We start from the raw sequence: 23,964 nt of genomic DNA on the forward strand, positions 1-23,964 counted from the left end.
ACCGCCAGCGAGCAGTTGCGAAACAGTTGATAGATATCGCTGGAGGCAGTCTGCTTGAGGCGATCCACCTCGAGCTGTGACAGCAAATCCATGCTGCCAACGGGATTGATGTGCGTAATCATAGGTTCCCCTTTACTCACTTGTTATCGTTGTGTTTTTTCCCTGGGGAGAAAAGGGATGCCATGTTGCATCCCCTGAGTTTGATAGTAGTGGCAACGGAGGGGGGAGGGAAATAGGGCGACGACTGTTCGCTGTTTTTTTAGTCACAACTCAGGCCAGTGTCACTTGATCCCGACCTGCGTTCTTGGAGTGGTAGAGCGCTCTGTCCGCCCGTTCGAACACATCGGAGGGGTTGTCACCATCCTTGAACAGGGTTGCGCCGATGGAGATGGTGATCTCCACCTTGGCATCGCGAAAACGGAACGGGATGCTCTTGATGGTCTGGCGCAGGGTTTCCAGCGGCTTCTGGAACTTGTCCGGGTTGATATTGGGCAGCAGCACCACGAACTCTTCGCCGCCGAAACGGGCGATGAAGTCAGTGTCACGCAGGGCGCTCTGCAGCGCTTTGGCAACAACCTTCAACGCCTTGTCGCCGGCCATGTGGCCATAATTGTCATTGATGTTCTTGAAGTGATCGATGTCGATGATCGCCATGCAGAGCGGAGTGCGGTAGCGAAGCCAGCGCTTGAACTCCTGCTCCAGCCGCTCGTCGAGGGCGGCCCGGTTGTGTACCTGAGTCAGGCTGTCGAGGAACAGCTTGTGCTTCTGAATGGTCAGCCGCTTCTTGTATTCGGCGGTCTCATCCTTCATCAAGCGCAGCTTGGACTCCATGGTGGAGAGGCGGGTGAGCAGGTGACGTTCCCGTGCTGCGGTACTTTCCCGTTCTTGCAGCAGCAGATTGATGGCGCCCATATGGCCGGAGATGGCACGCTTGAGCGCATCGATGGAGTTATGGCTGGCCAGGGAGTGGTCGATCGCCTGCAGTTCGCAGACCAGAGCTTCGCGGGTTTCACGGGTTTCATTTTGTAGCGCACGCCCCTCATCGAGGGATTCGGTAAAGCCGACATGCACTGCTGACAGGCTCTCGTTGAGGGAGCTGAGGAAGGCGCGGGAGGCTTTGCGTTCCTCACGGGTGCCTTCGATGATGAGCTCGATCACCTGCAGGCAGGTTTCCGCCAGCAGGGCAGGGTTGATCCCGATCAGCAGTTGGCGGCGAATGTCGCTCAGGCTCTCGCCGATGGCGCCGGCAAAGTCGAGTTCGGTGATAAGCCGCTGCAGTTCGTCTGCGATACGCGCATGATCTTTGAGGTCAAACGGCTCAACATCAGGTTGGGGTTCACAACCGGGCTCGCTCTCTTGCTGTTGGGGCGCTGAAGAGCCGGACAGTGGCTGGCTTGGCAGCAGCTGGATCTTGATCGCCTGCTGATAGAATTCAAGCAGGCGGATCACCTTCTTTTGATGATCGGCAATACCATAGCCGGCGGGGCTTTTCAGAAATTCCTTGAGGGATTTTCGGGTCTCTTCCGGGAAGCCCTTGATGGTTTTTAGCTGTTTTGAGCCAAGATCAATGGCTGCCTGGGTCAGGGTGAGCGACTCTTCCAGTGCATTGCTGTGCTGCTGCAGCAACTTCTCGATGGCAAGTAGCTCTGCATCCAGCGAGGTGAATGCGGGATTGCTATCCAGTCTCTGCTTGAGTTTGGCGAAGCGATTATCCAGCTCGCGATCGAAGCCGCGGCAAGAGAGCATCAGCTTGTTGATAAACTGGATGCCACGAGCTCGCTCTGCATCTGAAAAGGAGAGAACGCCGTCGAGCTCCAGCTGTTTTTGCTGGAGGGATTCCCTGAGCCTGGCCAATTGTCCTGCTACGGCAGCGATGTCATTCATTATCAGGTCGCCCTGTTGTCATTATTGTTTTTTGGTGTTGGATAGCAACAGTGGCCGAACCCGAGGTTGAGTGTCGTCTGTTATCTATTATTTGTCGGCTGGCCTTCAGCCGCTTGCATCCTTGCGAGGCTGGGCCAGTTAACCCATTGCTTTTCATGAGAAGAATTGACTTTTACCAGCCCCTTGTCAATTGCCATCAAGCCGCATTGCCACACATCCCCATTAAAAAATGCAGCCTGCTGGCAATCGATGGCGGCGAGCTCCAACCAGGCGTTTTGCCGGTATTTTTCACTGAGCTGAATGGCTCCCGACAGGGCGAGATAGCAGAGGTCGAACAGGCCATTGTGATCGAGCGCGGTCGCCGCCTTGGGCAGGAAGGGGTGGCTGACAATCCCCAGGCTTATCTGGCGATCAAGCTCGTATTGGCAAGGGAAGGCGGCGATGGCGGTTAGCAGGTCTCCCGCAAGTTGATGCAGGTTGGTCACGTGGCGCTGCGGCACCACATAGAGCATGTGTCCTTCACGCAAGTCATAGATACGGCCATCTTGCGGGGTCAGGGTATCCATATAGATGCCGAACGCCTGCTCGATTTCACGGCTGGCCTGATAGCCGTGGCGCTCCAGCGTATTGACCAGGAAGGGTACCCGGAACAGCAGATAGTGCAGCTTGTCATCGAATTCACTGTGCTCTTCGCTCAGATACCAGCGCTCCGATTTCAGCTGGCGTTTTGCCATCTCCCGCGGCCAGCGATTCATCAGCCGCTGCCAGTTGGCAAGTCCGGAGCGGGGTTCGATCAGCAGGGCCTCGCCAGTGCGTTTCAGTTGCAGACGGGCGGTACGCAATTTTAGCCAGAGGGTGAAGAAGAGGTAGATGAAGAGCGCCAGCAGCAGGCTGGTGGTAATGCTCGACCAGAGATAGCGCTCCTGCTGGTGCTGGCTGTTGTTAAGCTGCTGCTCCAGCTCCTTGATGTGTTGTACCCGTTCAACCTGGACATAGTTGTCGCGGATCGCAGCCTGCTCCTGATCAATTTCCTGCTGGCGAACCTCTTCTCCCAAACGATGGAAGCGCTTGTAACTGTCGAGGGCTTGGTGCAGGTATCCCTTCTGTTCATACGCAAGTGACAACAGGCGGAATACTTCGTACTGGCGGCGAGTGTCGCCTACCTGATTGGCCAGTGCCCGGGCATTTTCCAGCTGCAGGATGGCGATGGCCGCCTCCTGCTTCTTCAGATAGAGCTCGCCGAGCAACAGCAGGGTATCGATCAGCGGCTCTTTGGCATCGCCCAACTCGTGGGACTGCCGGGATGCATTGAGGTAGTTGCCGGCCAGCGAGAGGTTACCGCTTTGCAGATAGGTTTTGCCTATCTCGTACTTGAGCAGAGAGGCCTGCGGCCGACTGCTTCCCTCATCGAGCAAATCCAGCGCATTGAAGAAGTAGACCAGCGCCATATTGAGGTCGCCCTGATCACGGTTGAGTCGGGCCAGCACGATAAGTGAGTCGCATAGCAGTGACGGATTGCCGATGGAGTGAAAATAGTTGGCCGCTTCATTGGCATATTGCAGCGCTTTCTGGGGCTCCTGCTCTTGCTGATAGAGTTTGACTATCTGGTTGGAGAGCAAGCCGAGAAAGAGCGGGTCGTTGAGATTCTTGGCCTGCTGCTGGGCATCGATATATTCACCCAATGCCAGCTGGGGTTGTTGCAGCACACGATAAAGGTCGCCGCTGATGGCGCTGACCCAGGCGCTGGCAAGAGGATTGGCGACTTTGGCAGCCCAGATCCTTGCATCCGCCAGATGGGTCTTGGCGTCTTCAAGATGCTGATTTTCAATCTCGTAGCTGGTGCGTTGCAGGCGGCTATAGATCTGTAACTGGCTCTGTTTGAGGTCGGGACGGGCCAGCTGTTCGTCCAATTGTTCCAGCAGGATACGGCTGTTGTTCTGGCCATCTTGCCTTAGCCCCTGGCTACGGATTTTGAGATAGAGGGCGTGGGCCTTGAGTTCGGGTTGGCGCTCTCTCTCCGCCAGTTCCATCGCCTTGTCGAGGGTTTGCTGGGTAGCTTGATATTGGCCAAGCTGGATTCGGCACTCCCCTTCAAGCAGGTGTGCTCCGATGGTTTGCGAAACGGTGCTGTAGCTGAGCAGAGGCTCGCGATAGCCGAACTCCTGACGATTACTGATGATTTGCTGGGGATTATTGGCCGCACGCGTCAGAAAGGCGGAGGTGATCTGAACACATCTGGCAGGGTCGGTCAGCACCAGTGATTGGGCCTGTTGCAGATCCAGGGATAGTTGCTCCTTGTCCAGATCCAGATTTGGAGCGGACAGAGAAGACATCATCATAGCCAGAAAAAACAGTTGATTCATTGGATTAAGGACGGCGCAGAGGTGTTGGCATGTTATCCAAGCCCACCCCTGCGAGTCCAGCGTTTACTGATGGTGTACTCAGGCTTCTTTGTAGCCGGATGCATCAAGGCGCCAGCAGGGTTGAGATAGCAGGGCGCTGTGGTGTGATACCGGGAAGCCCTTTATCAACCTCTGCTCTTATTGACGGATCAGACGCAGGTTGGTTGGCACGGCTTCGAAATCGGAGCGGAACGGGTTGATGTCGAGGCCGCCGCGGCGGGTATAGCGTGCATAGACGGTCAACTGCTCAGGCTGGCAATAGTGCTTGAGGTCGATAAAGATCCGCTCGATGCACTGCTCGTGGAACTCGTTGTGTTGGCGGAACGAGATGAGGTAGCGCAGCAGCTTCTCCCGATCGAGTTTCGGCCCCTTGTAGCGGATTACCACGGAGCCCCAGTCGGGCTGGCTGGTGACCAGGCAGTTGGATTTGAGCAGGTGGCTGTGCAGAGTCTCTTCAACCTGCTCGCTGCCGGCCGCCCCTTGCAGCAGGGACGCATCAAACTCGTAATTGTCTACCTCGATATCCTGCTCATCAATGCACTCGCCGGGCAGCAGGGCAATCTGGTGCGGCGCCTTGTCGAGGGGGAACAGGGTCACCTTGACGGTCTCACCGGCACAGGCACTCAGATCCTTGGTCAGCATGGCGGCGACTGCCTCGATAGAGTCGCAACGGGTCTGGTTGAAGGAGTTGAGGTAGAGCTTGAAGGATTTGGATTCGATCAGGTTCGCACTGGTGGCCGGAATGGCCACTTCACCCACCGCCACCATCGGCTTGCCCTTGGCATTGAGCCAGGAGAGCTCATAGAGGGTCCAGACATCGCAACCGCTAAAGGGCAGGTCATCGCCCAGCTTGAGATCATCCCGGTTCAGGCTACGTGGAACCGGCTGCAGCAGGGAGGGGGTGTACTGGCTGATGTAATCGGATTGCTGGCCCAGGCTCAGGCCGGTCAGGGCGCTGGCCCCGGCGTATCTATCTTGTTTGCTCACAGGGTTGCTCACGTAATCTGCTCATGATGAGTGGAATGAAACGGGCCATTGCAGGGCCGGATGGTTGCAGCCGCTTGGCTTGGGCGTCGGCCTCTCTGTATCCCGGGTTCTGTTTCCCGGGTCACTAGGTCGGCTGGCAACCTTGTCTGTTACCGGGTTTGGTGGTGCAATAGCGGACTTTGCCAGCAATTGTGGGGATTTTCGATGTCGGATCAAGTTTTGTCTGCCCTGGAGCACTTTTTTGCCCGCTGGCAACGGGATGGCGAGGCCAGACGAGGCCTGCCCCTGTGCGAGTGGGAGGCGGACTGGCGTTCCCCCTGCCAGCTTGGTGAGCCCGCCGATGGCCGGGTGGCCTGGCGCCCTCACCAGCGCTCCGAGCCGGCCGATTTTACAGCCATGGCCGATGCCCTCGAGCTGACGATTCATCCCAGCGCTATCGCCCTATTCGGGCACTGGTTAAGCCGCCCCATCCCCTGCCTTTTCAAGGGGCTGCGCCTTGAACTGATCCTGCCGTGGAACGACGCGGATCTCGACCTGCTCAAGGAGAACCTCATCGGCCACCTGCTGATGCTGCGCAAGCTAAAACGAACCCCCTCCATCTTCATTGCCACCACCCGCAACGAGATGACGCTCATCTCCCTTGATAACGAGAGTGGTCAGGTGTGGCTGGAGTGGCTCGATTCCGGCCGCCGTCTGACGTTGGCGCCCTCCTTGCCGGCGTTTCTGGAACGGCTTGAGACGTTGCCGCAATAGCACCTGCTCGAGCCAAGGTTACCCATCGGAACGAAAAGAGCCTTGCCATGCGGCAAGGCTCTTTTTTATGGCATCGCGTACAGGGAACGCGCTTAATCCTTGAAATCCCAGGAGAGGTTGGAGACCAGACGGCAGCTGTCGCACTTGAAGTCGAAGATCTCGTGCAGCGGCTCTGTCAGCGCCCACTCACCGCCACAGCTGGGGCAGGGGCGCGCCTTCTCCTCGGCGGCGCTCAGCCCGCCCACCCGATAGAGGTAGTAGTAGGTGGGGATGCCGCTCAGCACTTCCAGCCGTTTGGCCAGATCGCTGCCGCGCCGGTAGAGGCGGCTGCCCACTTCGCCGATTTCGTGCAGCGCCGCATGTTCGGCGATGGAGCCGTTCATCTGCAACTGATCGCACGCCTCCCAATCCTCCTGCCACTTGATGATCTGTTTCTGATCGCCGTTGGCGACTGCGGGCAGTTGGTAGAGCGGAATGGGGGCGAAGTGGTCGCCACAGCGCAGCGGCGAGCAGGTGTGCAGGAAGCTGGTGTAGAGCAGCATCCAGCTCGGCCGCTCGCCCTGCTGGCCGCAAGGATCTGTGCTGTCGGAGAGCAGATCCGCCCCCTGCAGCTGGAGTTTGGGCGCTAGCAACCCCGCCTGATTGAGCTGCTGTTCGGCCAGTTTGACCTGCTCGCTCTGGTTGTCGGGGTGCAGGCTATCCTGCTCCGGGCAGACCACCCGACTGACGAAATAGCCTTCATGCATGCTGGTGGGGAACTCCCGCCCGAGGATCTGGCCCTGATAACGCAGCATGTCGAGGTAGTTGACGATAGCACGCTCGGCGTCGCCAAGGGAGGTATCGCGGTAACACTCAAAGCAGAGTTCGACGATATACATGGTTCAGCCTTGCCCCTGCTGAAGGAGCAGGTCGGTCAGGCGATCCACCTTCTGTTCGATGCGCGCGAGCTGTTCGGCGAGCTGCTGCAGGGTGAGCTCCGGTGCTGGCTGGGGGTCAGCCTCTGGCAGGAGCTCGCTCTCGGCGGTCGCGACGGGCTGCTGCTTCCACTGGCTCAGCACTTTCAGCAGCTCGGCCATCGGCACGGGCTGGGTGAGGCGGGCTTTGATCATGGCGGTGGTGGGTGTCAGGCCCTTGGCGGCCAGCTCGTTGGCAATTCGGATGATCTCGTGGGCGGACATAAGCATGCTCTGGGTGAGAAGGAGGGATCGATATCGGGGCGGGATCTTAACCAAAGCTGGCAGGGGAGGAAAGGGGCGGGCGGCTTAGCGGGGCTGGCGCAGCATCACATCGAGCTGGTCGATCGCCTCGCACCAGTCGGAGTCGTTCCACAGGGCATCGCGCAGAAAGCTGGCTTGGGCGGCGTTCCAGAAACCGGCCTCCGGCAGCAGGGTCTCATTGTCGAGGTGATGGTCGTGCACAAAGCGGTGCAGGCTCAGCTCGTCGTTGGCCATCCCGAGCTGGGCAAACAGGGCTGGCAGATCGTGGACAAGGGGTTCCATCTCGTCTCTCCCTTTGTTTAATCCCTGAGATTATAGACAGGCACAGCCATCGGGCGCAGAGACGAGATTGGGGATCAGGCTGAGGGGATTCGATGGGGTGGCAGATCAACGCCCACGACGTGCAGCCCCTGCATCTTGAGGGTGCCCTGATAGTGGCTCTCGCCATCGCTGGAGAATTCAAACTGATAGTGGGTCAGCAGCCGCAGGGGATTGCGGGCCAGCTCCCGCCGATGGCGAGCCAGTGACAGCAGTTGCAGATCATGGTGTTGGCAGTAGCGGCGCATGTATTGCCAGGCCACTTCTGCCTGTTGGCGTTGCAGCCAGAACAGGCCGCCCATCGCAATCAGCAACAAAATTCCGAGCATCTCTCCCATAGGCGGGCTTCCTTATCGTGATGTCGATAACCGGGAGTCCTGCTCGGCACTCCCGATCTCCTTTTCTATATTCCCGCCGTGTTGCCTCGTGGCGTGAGGGGGAGGCGAGGGATCAGGCCGAGGCAAACAGACGGCCGATGGCCTTGCCCAGTGCATCGCTGCGCTCGGGGTCGCGCAGTCTGGCCAGCATATCATTGCGCAGGGCCGGTAAAGTGACCAACTCGGCAAAAACCTGATTGAAGAACTGGGTCGGTTGTAGCGCCAGCTGTTCCAGATAGTGGCTGAGCAGATTGGCATCTTTCAGGTCGGGCCAGAGCCGGCCGGCGATGGCGAGCAGCAGCGCAGGGCTCGGCTGGGTTTGCAGCAGGGTCAGCAGCTTGTTGGTGCGCAAATTGCTGCCGGGGCAGGAGGCCATGGCGCGGCAGAGGTAGGCCAGGGTCTCCGGGTTGGGGGCTGCGCACTCCTGCTCCTTGCCGATCCGCTCGAGCAAGGCGCCTTGTACTGCTGGCGGCAGCGGGGCGTTTTCAAGGCTCTGGCAGAGGGCATAGAGCGGCTCTTGCGGCAGTTTGGGCAGCGCCTTGCAGATCAGCGCCAGATTGCGCTCATCATGGAGTCGCTCGGCCAGATCGGCAAAGCCCTGCAGCCCCAGCGTTTGCCAACCGGTGTCGTTGGGGGCTGCCAGATAGTGGCAGAGGGCATCGTAATAGGCGGAAGGGGCCTGCTCCAGCTGGCGCGCCAGCTTGGCGTGCAGACTGGCCATTTTTGCCTCCGCCGGGCGGAAGGTGTAGGGATTGTCGGCCAAGCGCTGGGCTTTTTCCTCGTCCAGATCGCCGGTGAGCTTGTAGCCCAGGGTCTCCACCACCTGATCCATGAACAGCTTGGGGCCGTTTGACATCAGCAGGCCGCGCTCATCGAGGGCAAACTTGAGGAACCAGAGGTAGTGGCGAGACTCGCTCGGCTGGAAGAAGTGCACACCGAGCCAGGCGTGCTGTTGCAGCGGCCAGGGGTAGGGTTCCTGCTGCTGTTCGATGCGCACAAAGGTGTCGCTTGCCAGTGGCCGCACCTGGCGGCCCATGTCAAACAGCTGGAACTGGGTGCCAGCCTGAGTCAGAAATTCGGTCAAGGTATTGATGGCAGTAGGCGTCGCAGACATGGTGAGATCCGGCTAATGGTGATGCGGGCCGATTATAAGGCCCTTGCCGAGGATAGCCAGTGGCAGCAGACGTGCGCTGCGGCAGATATCAACATGGCAGCCATGCAGGGGGAGGTGTATAGTATCGCCCTTTTTTAACGGCGGCAGGCCGCGCTGATTGCCGTGTATGTCGACGAGCCGGCTGAATCGCCGGTGCTGCGTGACGGAATTTATTTGCATCCTGGCTGGCCCTGTCGGGTCAGCGGATCAATCTGTGGTTATGAGGAAGAGAGCGAGATGAATCAATATTTGCTGGTAGCTGGCCTGTTGGGGGAACTCACCGCCGAGTTGCAGCGCCTTGAGCGCTGGCAAGCTGACCATCCCGGTGACGAAGCCCTGGCAAGCACCCTGCCTTTTTGTGTCGATACCCTGAGCTTTGATCAGTGGCTGCAGTTCGTGCTGATCCCGCGGATGGAGCAGCTGGTGATGTTGCAGGCGCCGCTGCCCACCAGCGTCTCCCTCTATCCCATGGCCAGCGAAGTCTACAAAGAGGATCTGGCCGAGGCAGAAGCGCTGCTGCGCCTGATCGCCCGCTTCGATCTGCTGCTTTCCGGCAAAGTGATCGAACAATGATGCCTGCGCAAACTCGAGAAGAGAGTGACCTGAAGCTGACTCTGCTCTATCAGGATGAGTGGCTGGTGGCGGTCAACAAGCCGTCCGGTCTGCTGGTGCATCGCAGTTGGCTCGACAAGGGCGAGACCCGTTTTGCCATGCAGATGACCCGGGATCTCATCGGCGGTCGCCATGTCTATCCGGTGCATCGCCTCGATCGGCCCACCTCAGGCGTGCTGCTGTTTGCGCTCGATCCGGTGATTGCCCGCGCGCTGACCGAAGCCTTCACCCAACGTCAGGTACACAAGGAGTATCTGGCACTGGTGCGGGGCTGGGCGCCCGAGCAGGGGGTGATCGACTATCCCCTCAAGGAGCAGCTTGACAAGATTGCCGATGCCATGAGCAACCCGGATCGCCCGGCGCAGGATGCTGTCACCACCTTCCGTCGCCTGCATCAGGTCGAGCTGCCCCACGCAGTCTCCAAGAAGCACCCCACCAGTCGTTACAGCCTGGTCAGATTGTTCCCGAAGACCGGCCGCAAGCATCAGCTGCGCCGCCATATGGATCACCTGTTCCACCCCATTGTCGGGGATACCACCCACGGGGATGGGCGCCACAACCGTTTCTTTCGCGAGCACTTTGGCTGCGAACGGCTGCTGCTGGTGGCCCGCACCCTGAGCTTTACCCATCCGGTGCTCAAGGTGCCGATGCGGATCCAGGCGCCGCTCGGTCAGGATGTGCTGCGCCTGTTTGCCGAGCTGGGCTGGCCCGCCAGCGAGAGCGACTACTAAGCGCCTGATCCTCAGCCCTGAACCGGTGGCATCTGACGCCAGCTTGCTGATAGAGTTGCTCAAAAGAGTGACTCACGCGGGGAGCAGAGAATGGCACAGATCGATATCGTGGTAGGAACTGTCTACGGCGCAGCCATGCTGGTGGCCGAGACCTTGGCAGATGAGCTGGAACGCAAGGGGCATCACTGTTCTCTGCACGAAGAAGCACGGCTGGCGGACATTGACCCCGGCCGTTTTTTATTGCTGGTCAGTGCCACCACCGGGCAGGGGGACATTCCTCCCAATTTGCAGCCCTTTGCCAGTGAGCTGGCTGACAAGGCACCCTGGCTCAAGGGACTGCGTTATGCCCTGATTGCCATGGGGGACAGCAGCTATGACCATTTTTGTGGCGCGGGCCGTCGGCTGGACGGATTGCTGCAAGAGTTGGGGGCCACGCGAGTGATTTCCCCGCTGGAGCTGGATGCCACCGTGCACGATGAACCCGAACAGGTGGCACTCAGCTGGCTGAAAAAGTGGGATATTCAGCCCTGAATATTCTCTTGAATAGAGCCATATCAATCCCCTGAGCCTTAAGTAGCAGGGGATTGTTATTTGCACAAGAACCATTTCACTCTGCAACGCATATTTCCCCTGATGGCGGAGGGGTATTTTCCCCTTTTAGCATTCCATTGCCGTAATGGTTTCACGCGTACCGCAGACCCGTCATCCAAATAAAAGTTCCATCTTGAAAGCGATCTCAGTCATGTTTTTGTCATTCGAACGTAAAATAATGACTTTAGTTCTATCGCGAATTAATTAATGATAACGCTTTCAGGGTTGTTGTTGTTGTGAGTTTTTCTTGTTTTTCGGATTTTAATTGCGCGGTTTATGGCTTTTTTACTTGTTGTTGTTGTGGGGATCGTTTGCCGAGCGATTTGTCGCCATTTTGTGAGTCGCTTCATATTTGTCGTGAAATACGCTCCCTATAATCAACCTCGGTTATCACCAACAGGATTACATGGTGATAAGAAGTTGAATATTCAGGATCACACTCCTCACTGCGGGAAATAAGGAATATGACAATGAAAATGAAGTGGCTCCCGATTGCAGCAGCTGTTACTGCCGCCCTGGCTTCCCAAGCCGCCTTTGCCGTAGATTTCCACGGTTATTTCCGTTCCGGCGTCGGTGTTTCCGGCGACGGCGACATGGTTAAATACAACGTCAATAAAGTTGGCCGTCTTGGTAACGAAAATGATACCTACGGTGAAGTGCAACTGGGTCAGGAAGTATTCAACAAAGATGGCAAGACTTTCTATGTTGATTCCATGTTTGCCATGGCTTCCAACGGTTCAAACGACTGGGAAGGTACCGGTACTGTTTGTAACTTCGATGCCAAGCAGTGCAATGGTGATTCCGACTTCGCTCTGCGTCAGTTCAACGTACAAGCCAAAGGCTTGCTGAACTTTGCTCCTGAAGCAACCCTGTGGGCTGGTAAGCGTTACTATCAACGCCATGACATCCACATCTCCGACTTCTACTACTGGAACATCTCCGGTGCCGGTGCTGGTGTCGAAGGCATCCAGGCTGGTCCGGGTAAAGTATCTTTCGCATGGGTACGCAACGATCGCAGCGCTGCCGATGTGTTTGGCCAGTACACCCAAACCGGAGTGGATGGCAACGGTAACCCGACCTATCAGAAGAATGAAGATCTGAACGTTAACACCTTGGATCTGCGTTATGCCGGCATCCCGCTGTGGACCGATGCGTCCTTGGAACTGGGCGTTGACTATGCTCTGGTCAATGAGACCAACGATCAGAAAGCACTGAAAAAGAATCCGCAAGATGGCGTGATGCTGACTGCTGAACTGACCGCTGGCATCCTCGGTGGTTTCAACAAAACCGTGCTGCAATACGGTACCGAAGGTTACTCCAAGACCATGGCTTTCTATGGCGATGGTTCCTGGTACGGCGCTGAAGCCAAAGACGGTGCTGACGGTTTCCGTATCATCAACTGGGGCGTTGTTCCGATGGGCAACTCCTGGGAGATGGGTCACCAGCTGGTTTACGGTGTAGGCAACGAAATGTGGGACGGCAACGACAAGTGGGAAACCATGTCTGTTGTTGTTCGCCCGATGTACAAGTGGGATGACTTCAACAAGACCATCTTTGAAGGCGGTTACTTCAAGGACAACAACAAGTCCACCAATGGCAGCGAAGACAAAGATGCCGGCTACAAGCTGACCCTGGCTCAAGCCTGGTCTGCTGGTTCCAGCTTCTGGGCCCGTCCGGAAATCCGTGTGTTCGCCTCCTACCTGGCTAACGACGAAGACAAGAAAGTCTTCGAAGGCAATACCTCCAAAGACACCTACCAGTTTGGTGTGCAAGCAGAAGCTTGGTGGTAAGCAAAAGTTTAAGTTAAGTTAGTGACTGCCCCCTTATGGGGGCAGTTTTGTTTCGCCGGATCACGGCCACCGGATTATGGAGATAAGAAAAATGAAACGGGTAAAGATGTCTATTGCAGCCGTAATCACTGCGCTATTAACCGGTTGTGCCGGCAACATGGTTGTTCCTCTGCAAGAACATGGCTCTATCTTGAGCGATGCAGATCAAGCCAAGCAAGCGTTGGCCAAAGCCTCCAGCTGCTGTGTGGCGTTTAAAGATTTCAGTTATGCCCCCTTGCCTGAAGGTGAGACCTTGCTGGCCATCGATGGCAAGCAACCCACTTTTCAGTTTGATGAGGGGATGAGTTACTTTGCGGCTTATCGCCTGCCGGCCAACACCGGTAATCTGGCGATCAGCCTGGCATCACAGGTGAGCAAAACCGTGATGGTGCCCAAAGTCATTATGCTGGATGCCGAGTTCAAGGTGACTCGCGTACTGGGTGAGTCTGTATTCAGTTATCAGCCTGCTCACCTGCTCGATAACGACCGTATCGAAGGGCGTCTCTTTGTTGACCGCAGCATGCCTGGCAACCCGGCCAGCGAAACATACATGATCGTCTATGCGCCTGCGGACCAACTCTCTGGCAGCACAACAATCCTTCATCCATCAAAAGCGTTTGCTCGTGCTAATGGTACCGTTGAGCCTGATATCAAGGATCCGGTGATCCCGCACTCTCCTTGGGGTTTGGTGCAGATCAAAGTCAAAGATATGGCCCGTGGAAGTGGTCTTGAAGCGGTATTCAAACCCGAATATGCCGATAAGGTGGCCATGAGCCAGGGTCAGCAGGTTGCCGCGATAGCGACGACTGCAGCCGTTACCACAACTGCAACAGCTGCGGTCGCAGCCAAACCTGCTCCTGCCATGCTGAGTGAAACAGAAGCCTTCTATCAGAGCCAGATCGAAAAAGCGGTCAAGGCGGGGGATATCGACAAGGCGATGAAGCTGGTGAACGAGGCTGAACGGGCTGGTTCAACCAAAGCAAAAAGCGTGTTTATTGATGCGGTCAAGCGCTCGCAAAAATAGAATAATACGACCATTTACTGGTCAGATATATTTATTGAGGCCTCCCTTGTTGGAGGCCTTTTTAATCGGTAGACTGTAATAAATAAAAGTCACGCCGTTACACTTGGTTACAATGTGTTGCCGTTTGATGTAAATGGTATTATTAAAATACAAAGTGAAACTGCTATTTATATGTCTTTGTAATAGAGTGACAATGCGGATTATTAACTTATATTAGATGCGTTTTTTAGCCGCTAAACAAGTTGTGATCTTCCCTCCAAATTCAATATTCCCCCGCCTTCGAAAGCAGCAATTTATGACCCGCTGGGTTATATTCTGATGGTCAAAATAAACAAGCCCGACTCGAAGATATCTGAATGAATCAGTGCTTATTTCATCCAGATAGATCGTTCAGGGACGACAATCCATTCAGGAGCGCACACAATGTTCAAAAATGCTTTCTCTAATCTGCAAAAGGTTGGTAAGGCGCTGATGCTGCCAGTATCAGTCTTGCCAGTCGCAGGTATTCTGCTGGGGGTGGGTGCTGCCCACTTCAGCTGGATGCCGGAAATTGTCTCCCAATTGATGGAGCAAGCCGGTGGTTCTGTATTTGGCCAGATGGCCCTGCTGTTCGCAGTGGGTGTTGCTCTGGGCTTTACCAATAACGACGGTGTATCCGGTCTGTCAGCCATCGTTGGCTACGGCATCATGGTCGCAACCCTGAAGGTCATGGCACCTGTGATGGGTGTTGAAACCATCGAAACCGGCGTGCTGGGTGGTATCCTGGCCGGTGGTATCGCAGCCTGGGCGTTCAACCGCTTCTACAAGATCCAGCTGCCAGAGTACCTGGGCTTCTTCGCGGGCAAGCGTGCCGTACCCATCATCACCGGTTTCCTCTCCATCGGTCTGGGTGTGATCCTGTCCGTGATTTGGCCGCCAGTGGGTGGCGCCATTGGTGCCTTCTCTGACTGGGCTGCCAACCAGAACCCGGTACTGGCCTTCGGTATCTACGGCGTGGTTGAGCGCTCCCTGATCCCGTTCGGTCTGCACCACATCTGGAACGTACCGTTCTTCTATCAGGCTGGTACCTGCGTCAACGGTGCCGGTGAAACTGTTCACGGTATCATGACCTGCTTCCTGACTGCTGATGACGCTTCCCGCGCTGCCGGTAACGGTTTTGGTCAGCTGGCTGGTGGCTACCTGTTCAAAATGTTCGGTCTGCCTGCTGCTGCGTTCGCCATTGCTCACGCTGCCAAGCCGGAAAACCGCGCCAAGATCGTTGGTATCATGGCCTCTGCAGCCCTGACCTCTTTCCTGACCGGTATCACCGAGCCGATCGAGTTCTCCTTCCTGTTCATCGCTCCGGTTCTGTACGCAATCCACGCTGTACTGGCTGGTCTGGCTTATGTGCTGACCAACTCTCTGGGTATCGTACACGGTCACACCTTCTCCAACGGCTTCATCGACTTCGTGGTGCAATCACCGCGTGCCGACAACATGCTGCTGCTGGTTGGTCTGGGTCTGGTTTACGCGGCTATCTACTACGTCGTATTCAGCTTCGTTATCCGTGCCATGAACCTGAAAACCCCGGGTCGTGAAGACGAGACTGCTGAAGAGGCCGTTGGCCAAGGCAAAGACGAGATGTCTGCTGCTCTGGTTGCCGCCTTCGGTGGTAAAGAGAACATCGCTTCTCTGGATGCCTGCATCACCCGTCTGCGTGTTGGTGTGAAAGATGTTGCCAAGGTTGACCAGGCTGGTCTGAAGAAACTGGGTGCTGCCGGTGTGGTAGTGGCTGGTTCCGGCGTTCAAGCCATCTTCGGTACCAAGTCCGACAACCTGAAAACCGACATGGACATCTGGATGAAGAGCAACTAATTCTGTTGCCTGAATATCAGCGTGTTTGAAGAGGGAGGCGAAAGCCTCCCTCTTGCTATTTGTGGTTGCTTGTAGCGTGTCTCGGGGCTTGGCAGGGGTTGTGTTTTCCAAGGGGCTATGTGTAACGGGTTGCCCAATGGTGGCCCAACAGCACAAGGTGGTGTGCTCCGCTCACCTTATCGCACGGCATTGCCAGATAACCCCATATCCCCATAAAGCCAGCCAATAAAAAGAGCGCCATCTGGGCGCTCTTTTGTCGAGTCGAGGGGATTAGAGTTTCTCCAGATCCCGCTCGATTTCGCAGATCTTGTTCTGCACCACTTTTTCCAGATGACGCAGGTCGCGCAGGATCTTCTGCTTGATGTCCGGGTCGGCTTGCTGATGGACGCCCTGGGTCAGGTTGTCCAGCTCATCCACCACATACTTGAGGTTGGCGTTGATCTCGGTGACATCCTTGTACTCATGGGTACCGGAGTCGACCAGCATGGTCTTGCGCTGGCGGGGATACTTGAATTTGACACTCTTGGCGAAGAACTCGCCCTTCTGCTTCTTGAAGTAGATCTTGAGGATGTCGTGGTTGGCCTCCTGGCGCAGGGTATAGCTATCGATGGAGGCGGGATCCTGGATCCCCAGGCTCTTCAGATTCTCGTACATCAGGCTTCCTCGGTTTGAAACGATCCTGTCCCATCCATCTTAACCGATGCCTCATGGCTTGCCTGTGACAGGGGCGCCAAAATCAAAAGGGCGCCATCAGGCGCCCTTTTATCACAGCAATGCTGATTACTCGTCGATGGAGCGCAGCAGGGCGTTGATGCCGACTTTGGCACGGGTTTTGGCATCGACCTTTTTGACGATCACCGCCGCGTAGAGGCTGTACTTGCCGCATTTGGAGGGCAGGGAGCCGGAGACGACCACGGAGCCAGCCGGTACGCGGCCGTAGTGGATCTCGCCGGTTTCACGGTCATAGATGCGGGTGGACTGGCCGATGAAGACGCCCATGGAGATGACGGAACCTTCCTCGACGATGACCCCTTCAACCACTTCGGATCGGGCACCGATAAAGCAGTTGTCTTCGATGATGGTCGGGTTGGCCTGCAGCGGTTCCAGTACGCCGCCGATGCCGACGCCGCCGGAGAGGTGGACGTTCTTACCGATCTGGGCGCAAGAGCCGACAGTGGCCCAGGTATCGACCATGGTACCTTCGTCAACGAAGGCGCCGATGTTGACATAGGAGGGCATCAGCACAGTATTGGGGGCGATAAAGGATCCTTTGCGGGCGGTCGCCGGCGGCACCACGCGCACACCCGCTTCCTTGAACTGCTCGGCGGTGTAGTTGGAGAACTTGAGGGGAACCTTGTCGTAGTATTGGGCATCGTCGCCCTTGATGATGTAGTTGTCGTTGATACGGAACGAGAGCAGTACCGCTTTCTTCAACCACTGATGAACGACCCACTCACCGGCGATCTTCTCGGCAACCCGGGCCTTGCCGGAGTCCAGCAGTTCGATGACTTGCAGGATGGCGGACTTGGTAGCGCTGTCCACAGTGCTCGGGGTAATGGTGTCGCGGCGCTCGAAGGCCGCTTCAATGATCTGTTGCAACTCGGTCATGACAGGTTTCCTTTAAAAAATTCTGTTTGTTGTATCACACTTTTCCGACTGTTTTTAAGTGGCTGACCGGAATTCTTCCAGCCAACGACCATTTCGTCCATATTTCCCGGCCAACCATTTGTTTGGTATGGGAAAAAAGAGGTGAAAACCGCCTCTTTCGAATCAGATTGCACTCACTCCATAGCAAATTGCTGCGGATTAAGCTGATGAACCAGTCGCTCTTCCAATTGCTGTTGTTGCTCGGCGGTCAATGGCTCGCCATCGAGGCTGGTCAGGCTGAAAAAGTCCTCGACCCGCTCGCCAAAGGTGGCGATCTTGGCGGCATGCAGCGACAGACCACACTGCTGGAACACGGCGCCGATCCGCGCCAGCAGGCCGGGAGTGTCGAGGGCGGTCAGCTCCATCAGAGTGTGGCGGCTTTCCCCTTTATGGGGTAGGAAGACCACCCGTGTTGGTACGCTGAACTGGCGGTGGCGGCGCGACAACGGCTTGCTGCGCAGTACCAGCTTGCCCGGCTCCTGCAGCGCTTTCTCCAGCGCCTTCTTGATGGTGGCGGTGCGGTTGGGGCTGATGGGTTCGCCGTTCGGTTCCAGCACCACAAAGGTATCGAGCACATAGTTGCTGCGCGAGTTCATGATCTGGGCGTCGTGGATGTTGAGGTTCTTCTGATCCAGCGCCGAGGCCACGGTGGCAAACAGGTTCGGCGTGTCGCGACAGTAGATGAACACCTCGCTGCCGCCGCGGGTCGGGTGTTTGCCGATGATCACCAGCGGAGCCGGATTGTCGCCATGCTCGATGATGTGGCGGCAGTGCCAGGCGATCTGTTCCGGGCTGTGACGCAGGAAGTAATCAGCCTTGAAGTCGCCCCAGAGCTGATTGATCGCTTCTTCCGATACATCCCGTTGTGCCAGCAGTTGCTTGGCCTGACGCTGATTTTCGCGAATGCGCAGCCGCATGTCGGGCGGGTTCTCCAGCCCCTGACGCAGCGCCTTCTGGGTGGCGAAGTAGAGCTCGCGCAGCAGGGTGCCCTTCCAGTCGTTCCACAGGCTATCGTTGGTGGCGCAGATATCGGCCACGGTGAGGCAGTAGAGCAGGTCGAGATGCTGCTCGTCGCGCACCTTCTGGGCAAAGTCGGTAACCACGTCGGGATCGTATATATCGCGGCGCTGGGCGGTGACCGACATCAGCAGGTGGTGGCGCACCAGCCAGGCGACCAGCCGGCTCTCGTAGCGATCGAGGCCGTGCAGCTGACAGAACTCCAGCGCATCGACGGCGCCAAGTTCCGAGTGATCGCCGCGCCGCCCCTTGGCGATATCGTGGAACAGGGCGGCGATGCTGAGCAGCTCCGGTTTACGCAGTCGGGTGAACACTTCATGGCAGAGCGGGTGGCTCTGGCGATTGGCCGGGTTGGGAAAGCCGTGAATGTTCTTGAGCAGCCGGTGGGTGTGCTCATCCACCGTATAGGCGTGGAACATGTCAAACTGCATCTGGCCGACGATGAGGTTCCATTGCGGCAGATAGGCAGCGAGGATGCCGTATTTGTGCATCAGGGTAAGCGGCAGGCCGATGCCGTTGGGATGGCGCAGCAGCGCCATAAACAGGCGGCGGCAGTCCGGCAACTCCTGCAGCCAGCAGTTGAGCTTGCGGCGCGCCTCGCGCAGCTGGCGCAGGGTGGCGGAGTGGATGCCCGCAATCTCGGGATGCTGGGCCATCTGATAGAAGAGGCGCAGGATGGCGGCTGGTTCACGGCTAAACAGCTCCGCATCCACCGCATCGATGAGGCGGCCACGAAGCTGGAACTCGTCGGAGAGGCGGCGCACATCCATGGCGGTGTTGCCGAGGATCGCCTCGTCAAACAGCTGCAGCAGCATCTCGTTGAGCTCGGAGACCCGCCGCACCGTCTGGTAGAAGCGCTTCATCATCTGCTCGACCGGAGTGTTGCCTTCCCCTTCGAACCCCAGCATCTGGGCCACGGTGCGCTGGCGATCGAACAGCAGTCGGTTATCTCCCTTGTTGATAGCCATGTGCAGGGCAAAGCGCACCTTCCAGAGAAAATTCTGGCAGTCGAGCAGTTCGCGATACTCGGCGCGGTTGAGAAAGCCGTGGCTGGTCATCTCGAACAAGGTAGTGGCGCCGAAGTGGCGGCGGGCGACCCAGGCGAGGGTCTGAATATCCCGCAGGCCGCCCGGATTGCTCTTGAGATCCGGCTCCAGCTTGTAGGCGGTGCCGAGAAACTGCTGATGACGTTCAGCCTGCTCCTGGCGCTTGGCGCGAAAGAAGGCTTCGCTTGGCCAGAAGTGCTGGGGGCCGGTGGCCTCTTTGAGCTGCTGGAATCCCTCCTGGCGACCTGTGATGTAGCGGGCCTCGATGAGGTTGGTGGCGACCGTAATATCGGCGCGCCCCTGCTCGAGACACTCCGCCACGTTGCGCACCGCCTGACCCACCTCCAGCTTGAGATCCCACAGCAAGGTGATGAACTCGCCGATCCGCAGTCCCAGCACCTCGTCCAGCTCTTCGCCGTCATAGAGGATTAGCAGGTCGATATCGGAGTGGGGGTGCAGCTCGCCGCGACCATACCCCCCCACCGCGATCAGGGTGAGGTCGCTCTTGTCAAAGCCGAATTTCTGCCACAGGCGGCAGAGCAACTGATCCATGTACTCGGAGCGGGTGGCGACCAGCTCGATGATGTTGTCGCCGGCATCAAAACGGGCGTGCAGCCAGCCGAGAAAGCGGCTCAGGTACTCTTTGCAGTTGTCGCGAGTGAGCTGGTCATCGGGTAACAAATGGGGGGAAAGCAGGCTGGCGTCCATGGCATCTCACACACAGTGGCAGGCAAACGGCTGAAACAGAAGTAAAAACCCCGGCGCTTTGGAAGTTCAGGGCCGGGGTTCGATGTTAGCTGTGTTTGATGAAGCGGTCGATAGTGTCATCGGGGCGCAGGGTGAGCACCTCGCAGCCATCATCGGTCACCAGCAGGGTGTGCTCCCACTGGGCGGAGTCGCCGCCATCCTTGGTGGTCACGGTCCAGCCATCCTTCGGATTGACCTTGCAGTGATACTTCTTGCTGTTGACCATCGGCTCGATGGTGAAGCACATGCCCGCTTTCAGCTCCAGCTTGCCACTGTTGCGGTAGTGGAGGATCTGCGGCTCTTCGTGGAACTCGGCACCGATGCCGTGACCGCAGTAGTCACGCACCACGGAGAAGCCGGCCTTCTCGACGATGGGCTGAATGACGGCACCAATCTCGGTAATGCAGGCACCCGGACGCACCTTCTTGATGGCGGCGTAGAGGCTCTCTTGCGCAACCTTGCAGAGCTGGCGGCGCAGCGGGGTGGTTTCACCCACGATGAACATGGCCGAGGTATCGCCGTGGTAGCCATCCTTGATGACGGTGATATCCAGGTTGATGATGTCGCCATCGCGCAGCTTCTTGTGATTCGGGATACCGTGGCAGATCACATCGTTCACCGAGGTGCAGATGGATTTGGGGAAGCCGTGGTAGTTGAGCGGAGCTGGAACCGCCTGTTGTACGTCGACAATATAGTCGTGGCAGAGGGTGTTCAGTTCGTCAGTGGTGACGCCAGCTTTGACATGGGGCGCAATCATGACCAGCACATCGGCGGCCAATTGGCCGGCAACGCGCATCTTTTCAATCTCTTCCGGTGTCTTGATTTTAATGGACATGGGATCTCTCTTGCGGCCTGCCACTGGGCCTGCGAGGGCAGACAGGACAGGTAATGAAAAATAGATGCGTTTGCAATCAGGGCAAAATTTTATCCGCAACCCCTGCGTACTTCCAGTGTGATTGTCATCACAACGTCAAATCGGCGTCGCAGCATCCTCTGGCGGGATCCATATTTACACCTGTTTAGGGTGTCGGCCGGTGGTGTCCTGAACAAAGTTATGGTATAAAGCGCGCCGGAATGGGGAACTTGCGTCCCGATTTCATCACCCTTACTTAAACAACACACACACATCGACACATATGCCGGGGTGCCTTAACGGGTCGGTTATATGGGATGTGTGGAGGCCTAACCCCAATACAGAGGTATAAAATGGCTAAAGTTTCTATGCGCGACATGCTGCAAGCCGGCGTTCACTTCGGTCACCAGACTCGTTACTGGAACCCGAAAATGAAATCCTACATCTTCGGTGCACGCAGCAAAGTTCACATCATCAACCTGGAAAAAACCGTTCCGATGTTTGACGATGCCATGAACTTCATCAGCTCCGTAGCTGCCAAGAAAGGCAAGGTACTGTTCGTAGGTACCAAGCGTGCCGCGTCTGAAGCCGTAAAAGAAGCCGCTGAGCGTTGCGACCAGTTCTATGTTAACCACCGCTGGCTGGGCGGCATGCTGACCAACTGGAAAACCGTTCGTCAGTCCATCAAGCGCCTGAAAGATCTGGAAACCCAGAGCCAAGACGGTACCTTCGACAAGCTGACCAAGAAAGAGGCGCTGATGCGTACTCGCGAAATGGAAAAGCTGGAGAAGAGCCTGGGTGGTATCAAGAACATGGGCGGCCTGCCTGACGTTCTGTTCGTTGTCGATGCCGACCACGAGCACATCGCTATCAAAGAAGCCAACAACCTGGGTATCCCGGTAGTTTCCATCGTTGATACCAACTCCAACCCGGACGGCGTTGATTACGTCATCCCGGGTAACGACGACGCTATCCGTGCTGTTCAGCTGTACCTGAATGCTGCTGCTGACACCGTACTGGAAGCTCGCGCTCAGGACATCGTTGTTCAAGCTGAACAAGATGGCTTCGTTGAAGCTGAGTAATTGATAAGGACTGCAAAGCCCTTATTAACCAAGCTGATGTAATTGGTTAGCAGGGGCCCTTGTGGCCCCTGTTTCTTGTCAATTCAAGACCGAGGATACTGGACATGGCAAACATTTCTGCCGCCCTGGTAAAAGAACTGCGCGAGCGCACCGCCGCTGGCATGATGGATTGCAAAAAAGCACTGGAAGAAGCTGCTGGTGATATCGAGCTGGCAATTGAGAACATGCGCAAATCCGGTCAGGCCAAAGCCGCCAAGAAAGCTGGCCGTATCGCCGCTGAAGGTGTGATCTTCGCCCGTACCGAAGGCAACGTTGCCGTCATGATCGAGCTGAACTGCGAGACTGACTTCGTTTCCAAGGATGCCGGCTTCCTGGCCATGGGTCAGAAGATCGTCGAGATCGCTGCTACCCAGAAGATTGCTGACGTTGACGCGCTGAAAGCCGCTGACTTCGGCAACGGTGAGTCCGTAGAGCTGACCATCACCAACCTGATCGCCAAGATCGGTGAGAACATGAACCTGCGTCGCGTGATGCTGGTTGAAGGTGACAACCTGGGTACCTACGTTCACGGTTCCCGCATTGGTGTTATCACCAAGCTGACTGGCGGTACCGACGAGCTGGCCAAAGATCTGGCCATGCACGTAGCTGCCAACAGCCCGCAGTTTGTCAAGCCGGAAGATGTTTCCGCTGACGTCGTTGCCAAAGAGCGCGAAATCCAGATCGACATCGCCATCAACTCCGGCAAGCCGAAAGAGATCGCCGAGAAGATGGTTGAAGGCCGCATGAAGAAGTTCACCGGTGAGGTTTCCCTGACTGGTCAGCCGTTCGTGAAAGATCCTTCCATGACCGTTGCCGAGCTGCTGAAGAAAGAAGGCGCTGACGTTGTCTCCTTCACCCGTTTCGAAGTGGGCGAAGGCATCGAGAAGCAAGAGACCGATTTCGCTGCTGAAGTTGCAGCTCAAATCGCGGCCGCTCAGAAGGCTTAATCGAACCGGTTTTTCCGTTTCCCCAGACCGCGACTTATGTCGCGGTCTTTATATGACCAGGAATCAGTGACATGAGTACCAATCCCAAACCTGCATACAGACGTGTTCTTCTGAAGTTGAGTGGTGAAGCCCTGCAAGGCGCCGAGGGTTTCGGCATTGATCCGGCAGTGCTGGAGCGGATGGCCCAAGAGATCAAAGAGCTGGTTGAGCTGGGTGTTCAGGTCGGTCTGGTCATCGGTGGCGGCAACCTGTTCCGTGGTGCCGGTCTTGCCAAGGCGGGCATGAACCGCGTGGTGGGCGACCACATGGGTATGCTGGCAACCGTGATGAACGGTCTGGCCATGCGTGATGCTCTGCATCGTGCTTATGTGAATGCCCGTCTGATGTCTGCCATCTCCCTGCAAGGCGTCTGCGACTCCTACAGCTGGGCCGAGGCAATCAGCCAGCTGCGTGCAGGCAAAGTGGTGATCTTCTCTGCCGGTACTGGCAACCCCTTCTTCACTACCGATTCTGCAGCTTGCCTGCGCGGGATCGAGATCGAAGCCGATGTAGTGCTCAAGGCCACCAAGGTTGATGGTGTATACAACGAAGATCCAGTCAAGAATCCGGATGCCGTGCTGTACCATGAATTGAGTTATGATGAAGTTCTTGAAAAAGAGCTCAAGGTGATGGATCTTGCTGCTTTTACTCTGGCACGTGACCATGATCTGCCGATCCGCGTGTTCAACATGAACAAGCCGGGCGCTTTGCGCCGGGTTATCATGGGTGAGCCGGAAGGTACCCTGATCCATTACGTCAGCAAATAATATAGATGCGAGCCGCATGGCGGCTCGTTCGCCAAAAGGAAAACCGCT

The 23,964-nt window shown here is 56.8% G+C and carries 23 protein-coding genes; 10 read left to right on the plus strand and 13 right to left on the minus strand.

The window, feature by feature from the left end:
• The 4 genes from G5358_RS09730 to queF all read right to left on the minus strand — a co-directional run.
• A partial coding sequence (locus tag G5358_RS09730; RefSeq protein ID WP_421324021.1) for a pyrimidine/purine nucleosidase domain-containing protein occupies positions 1 to 122 on the minus strand: 122 nt, incomplete at its 3' end.
• Between the two features lie 148 nt (positions 123 to 270).
• Positions 271 to 1,884, minus strand: a complete 1,614-nt coding sequence (locus G5358_RS09735) for a diguanylate cyclase (protein ID WP_421324014.1) — start codon at positions 1,882 to 1,884, stop codon at positions 271 to 273.
• A gap of 80 nt (positions 1,885 to 1,964) precedes the next feature.
• On the minus strand, positions 1,965 to 4,247 hold the full coding sequence (locus G5358_RS09740) for a hypothetical protein (protein ID WP_421324015.1): 2,283 nt from the start codon (positions 4,245 to 4,247) through the stop codon (positions 1,965 to 1,967).
• Positions 4,248 to 4,424: 177 nt separating this feature from the next.
• A complete protein-coding gene (gene queF, locus G5358_RS09745; RefSeq protein ID WP_101530823.1) occupies positions 4,425 to 5,273 on the minus strand; it encodes an NADPH-dependent 7-cyano-7-deazaguanine reductase QueF in 849 nt (282 codons plus the stop codon).
• A gap of 204 nt (positions 5,274 to 5,477) precedes the next feature.
• Between queF and syd the strand changes: the two genes are divergently transcribed.
• On the plus strand, positions 5,478 to 6,026 hold the full coding sequence (syd, locus tag G5358_RS09750) for a SecY-interacting protein (RefSeq protein WP_101530793.1): 549 nt from the start codon (positions 5,478 to 5,480) through the stop codon (positions 6,024 to 6,026).
• Positions 6,027 to 6,118: 92 nt separating this feature from the next.
• Here the strand turns inward: syd and G5358_RS09755 are convergent, their stop codons facing one another.
• The 5 genes from G5358_RS09755 to G5358_RS09775 form a co-directional block, all read right to left on the minus strand.
• Positions 6,119 to 6,904 carry a Zn-ribbon-containing protein gene (locus G5358_RS09755; protein ID WP_421324016.1) on the minus strand — a complete coding sequence of 262 codons (786 nt, stop codon included), beginning with the start codon at positions 6,902 to 6,904 and terminating at the stop codon, positions 6,119 to 6,121.
• 3 nt (positions 6,905 to 6,907) lie between these two features.
• Positions 6,908 to 7,204, minus strand: a complete 297-nt coding sequence (locus G5358_RS09760; RefSeq protein ID WP_236341456.1) for a hypothetical protein — start codon at positions 7,202 to 7,204, stop codon at positions 6,908 to 6,910.
• An 84-nt stretch (positions 7,205 to 7,288) separates the two neighbouring features.
• Complete coding sequence (locus G5358_RS09765; RefSeq protein ID WP_005338602.1) at positions 7,289 to 7,525, minus strand: DUF2789 family protein; 237 nt, start codon at positions 7,523 to 7,525, stop codon at positions 7,289 to 7,291.
• Positions 7,526 to 7,599: 74 nt separating this feature from the next.
• Positions 7,600 to 7,899 carry a DUF3301 domain-containing protein gene (locus tag G5358_RS09770; RefSeq protein ID WP_106842366.1) on the minus strand — a complete coding sequence of 100 codons (300 nt, stop codon included), beginning with the start codon at positions 7,897 to 7,899 and terminating at the stop codon, positions 7,600 to 7,602.
• A gap of 112 nt (positions 7,900 to 8,011) precedes the next feature.
• Positions 8,012 to 9,052 carry a DUF3549 family protein gene (locus G5358_RS09775; protein WP_421324017.1) on the minus strand — a complete coding sequence of 347 codons (1,041 nt, stop codon included), beginning with the start codon at positions 9,050 to 9,052 and terminating at the stop codon, positions 8,012 to 8,014.
• Positions 9,053 to 9,328: 276 nt separating this feature from the next.
• On the opposite strand from G5358_RS09775, the gene G5358_RS09780 reads away from it, so the two are divergent.
• The 6 genes from G5358_RS09780 (at position 9,329) to ptsG (ending at position 15,732) form a co-directional block, all read left to right on the plus strand.
• Entirely contained in the window at positions 9,329 to 9,664 is a 336-nt protein-coding gene (locus G5358_RS09780; RefSeq protein ID WP_005338596.1) for a YqcC family protein, read from the plus strand.
• On the plus strand, positions 9,661 to 10,434 hold the full coding sequence (gene truC / locus G5358_RS09785) for a tRNA pseudouridine(65) synthase TruC (protein ID WP_019445213.1): 774 nt from the start codon (positions 9,661 to 9,663) through the stop codon (positions 10,432 to 10,434). Before G5358_RS09780 ends, truC begins: the two co-directional genes overlap by 4 nt.
• 90 nt (positions 10,435 to 10,524) lie before the next feature.
• The gene (locus G5358_RS09790; protein ID WP_421313245.1) at positions 10,525 to 10,965 is read left to right on the plus strand and encodes a flavodoxin; all 441 of its coding nucleotides are present in this window, start codon (positions 10,525 to 10,527) and stop codon (positions 10,963 to 10,965) included.
• 530 nt (positions 10,966 to 11,495) lie between these two features.
• On the plus strand, positions 11,496 to 12,815 hold the full coding sequence (locus tag G5358_RS09795; RefSeq protein WP_421324018.1) for a maltoporin: 1,320 nt from the start codon (positions 11,496 to 11,498) through the stop codon (positions 12,813 to 12,815).
• 91 nt (positions 12,816 to 12,906) lie between these two features.
• Entirely contained in the window at positions 12,907 to 13,878 is a 972-nt protein-coding gene (locus G5358_RS09800) for a MalM family protein (RefSeq protein WP_266134125.1), read from the plus strand.
• 423 nt (positions 13,879 to 14,301) lie between these two features.
• Entirely contained in the window at positions 14,302 to 15,732 is a 1,431-nt protein-coding gene (gene ptsG, locus G5358_RS09805; RefSeq protein WP_005338586.1) for a PTS glucose transporter subunit IIBC, read from the plus strand.
• A gap of 270 nt (positions 15,733 to 16,002) precedes the next feature.
• On the opposite strand, the gene G5358_RS09810 is transcribed toward ptsG, so the two are convergent.
• The 4 genes from G5358_RS09810 to map all read right to left on the minus strand — a co-directional run bounded on the left by G5358_RS09810 (position 16,003) and on the right by map (position 21,024).
• Positions 16,003 to 16,386, minus strand: a complete 384-nt coding sequence (locus tag G5358_RS09810) for a DUF3461 family protein (protein ID WP_421222315.1) — start codon at positions 16,384 to 16,386, stop codon at positions 16,003 to 16,005.
• Between the two features lie 126 nt (positions 16,387 to 16,512).
• Positions 16,513 to 17,340 (minus strand): 2,3,4,5-tetrahydropyridine-2,6-dicarboxylate N-succinyltransferase, encoded by an 828-nt coding sequence (gene dapD, locus G5358_RS09815; RefSeq protein ID WP_421222314.1) that lies wholly within the window; start codon positions 17,338 to 17,340, stop codon positions 16,513 to 16,515.
• A 173-nt stretch (positions 17,341 to 17,513) separates the two neighbouring features.
• Entirely contained in the window at positions 17,514 to 20,150 is a 2,637-nt protein-coding gene (glnD, locus tag G5358_RS09820; RefSeq protein ID WP_421324019.1) for a bifunctional uridylyltransferase/uridylyl-removing protein GlnD, read from the minus strand.
• Between the two features lie 85 nt (positions 20,151 to 20,235).
• Positions 20,236 to 21,024, minus strand: coding sequence for a type I methionyl aminopeptidase (map, locus tag G5358_RS09825; protein ID WP_021229216.1), 789 nt, complete (start codon positions 21,022 to 21,024; stop codon positions 20,236 to 20,238).
• 371 nt (positions 21,025 to 21,395) lie between these two features.
• Here map and rpsB point away from each other — a divergent pair, with 371 nt between their 5' ends.
• The 3 genes from rpsB to pyrH all read left to right on the plus strand — a co-directional run bounded on the left by rpsB (position 21,396) and on the right by pyrH (position 23,916).
• Positions 21,396 to 22,124: a 30S ribosomal protein S2 gene (gene rpsB / locus G5358_RS09830; protein WP_005303470.1), complete on the plus strand. Its 729-nt coding sequence runs from the start codon at positions 21,396 to 21,398 to the stop codon at positions 22,122 to 22,124.
• Between the two features lie 104 nt (positions 22,125 to 22,228).
• A complete protein-coding gene (gene tsf, locus G5358_RS09835) occupies positions 22,229 to 23,110 on the plus strand; it encodes a translation elongation factor Ts (protein ID WP_041208076.1) in 882 nt (293 codons plus the stop codon).
• A 71-nt stretch (positions 23,111 to 23,181) separates the two neighbouring features.
• Complete coding sequence (pyrH, locus tag G5358_RS09840) at positions 23,182 to 23,916, plus strand: UMP kinase (protein ID WP_421324020.1); 735 nt, start codon at positions 23,182 to 23,184, stop codon at positions 23,914 to 23,916.
• Positions 23,917 to 23,964 lie beyond the last annotated feature (48 nt).

It is taken from the genome of Aeromonas sp. 604176, from assembly GCF_049170755.1.
In the GTDB taxonomy this organism is placed as follows: domain Bacteria; phylum Pseudomonadota; class Gammaproteobacteria; order Enterobacterales; family Aeromonadaceae; genus Aeromonas; species Aeromonas veronii_A.

Coding starts and splice junctions, on each gene's coding strand:
- G5358_RS09760 (WP_236341456.1), bottom strand. CDS start 7,204: ATGTCCGCCCACGAGATCATCCGAATTGCCAACGAGCTGGCCGCCAAG.
- G5358_RS09775 (WP_421324017.1), bottom strand. CDS start 9,052: ATGTCTGCGACGCCTACTGCCATCAATACCTTGACCGAATTTCTGACT.
- G5358_RS09790 (WP_421313245.1), top strand. CDS start 10,525: ATGGCACAGATCGATATCGTGGTAGGAACTGTCTACGGCGCAGCCATG.
- syd (WP_101530793.1), top strand. CDS start 5,478: ATGTCGGATCAAGTTTTGTCTGCCCTGGAGCACTTTTTTGCCCGCTGG.
- G5358_RS09740 (WP_421324015.1), bottom strand. CDS start 4,247: ATGAATCAACTGTTTTTTCTGGCTATGATGATGTCTTCTCTGTCCGCT.
- tsf (WP_041208076.1), top strand. CDS start 22,229: ATGGCAAACATTTCTGCCGCCCTGGTAAAAGAACTGCGCGAGCGCACC.
- G5358_RS09780 (WP_005338596.1), top strand. CDS start 9,329: ATGAATCAATATTTGCTGGTAGCTGGCCTGTTGGGGGAACTCACCGCC.
- G5358_RS09795 (WP_421324018.1), top strand. CDS start 11,496: ATGAAAATGAAGTGGCTCCCGATTGCAGCAGCTGTTACTGCCGCCCTG.
- G5358_RS09755 (WP_421324016.1), bottom strand. CDS start 6,904: ATGTATATCGTCGAACTCTGCTTTGAGTGTTACCGCGATACCTCCCTT.
- rpsB (WP_005303470.1), top strand. CDS start 21,396: ATGGCTAAAGTTTCTATGCGCGACATGCTGCAAGCCGGCGTTCACTTC.
- G5358_RS09800 (WP_266134125.1), top strand. CDS start 12,907: ATGAAACGGGTAAAGATGTCTATTGCAGCCGTAATCACTGCGCTATTA.
- dapD (WP_421222314.1), bottom strand. CDS start 17,340: ATGACCGAGTTGCAACAGATCATTGAAGCGGCCTTCGAGCGCCGCGAC.
- G5358_RS09735 (WP_421324014.1), bottom strand. CDS start 1,884: ATGAATGACATCGCTGCCGTAGCAGGACAATTGGCCAGGCTCAGGGAA.
- truC (WP_019445213.1), top strand. CDS start 9,661: ATGATGCCTGCGCAAACTCGAGAAGAGAGTGACCTGAAGCTGACTCTG.
- G5358_RS09765 (WP_005338602.1), bottom strand. CDS start 7,525: ATGGAACCCCTTGTCCACGATCTGCCAGCCCTGTTTGCCCAGCTCGGG.
- glnD (WP_421324019.1), bottom strand. CDS start 20,150: ATGGACGCCAGCCTGCTTTCCCCCCATTTGTTACCCGATGACCAGCTC.
- ptsG (WP_005338586.1), top strand. CDS start 14,302: ATGTTCAAAAATGCTTTCTCTAATCTGCAAAAGGTTGGTAAGGCGCTG.
- G5358_RS09810 (WP_421222315.1), bottom strand. CDS start 16,386: ATGTACGAGAATCTGAAGAGCCTGGGGATCCAGGATCCCGCCTCCATC.
- map (WP_021229216.1), bottom strand. CDS start 21,024: ATGTCCATTAAAATCAAGACACCGGAAGAGATTGAAAAGATGCGCGTT.
- G5358_RS09770 (WP_106842366.1), bottom strand. CDS start 7,899: ATGGGAGAGATGCTCGGAATTTTGTTGCTGATTGCGATGGGCGGCCTG.
- pyrH (WP_421324020.1), top strand. CDS start 23,182: ATGAGTACCAATCCCAAACCTGCATACAGACGTGTTCTTCTGAAGTTG.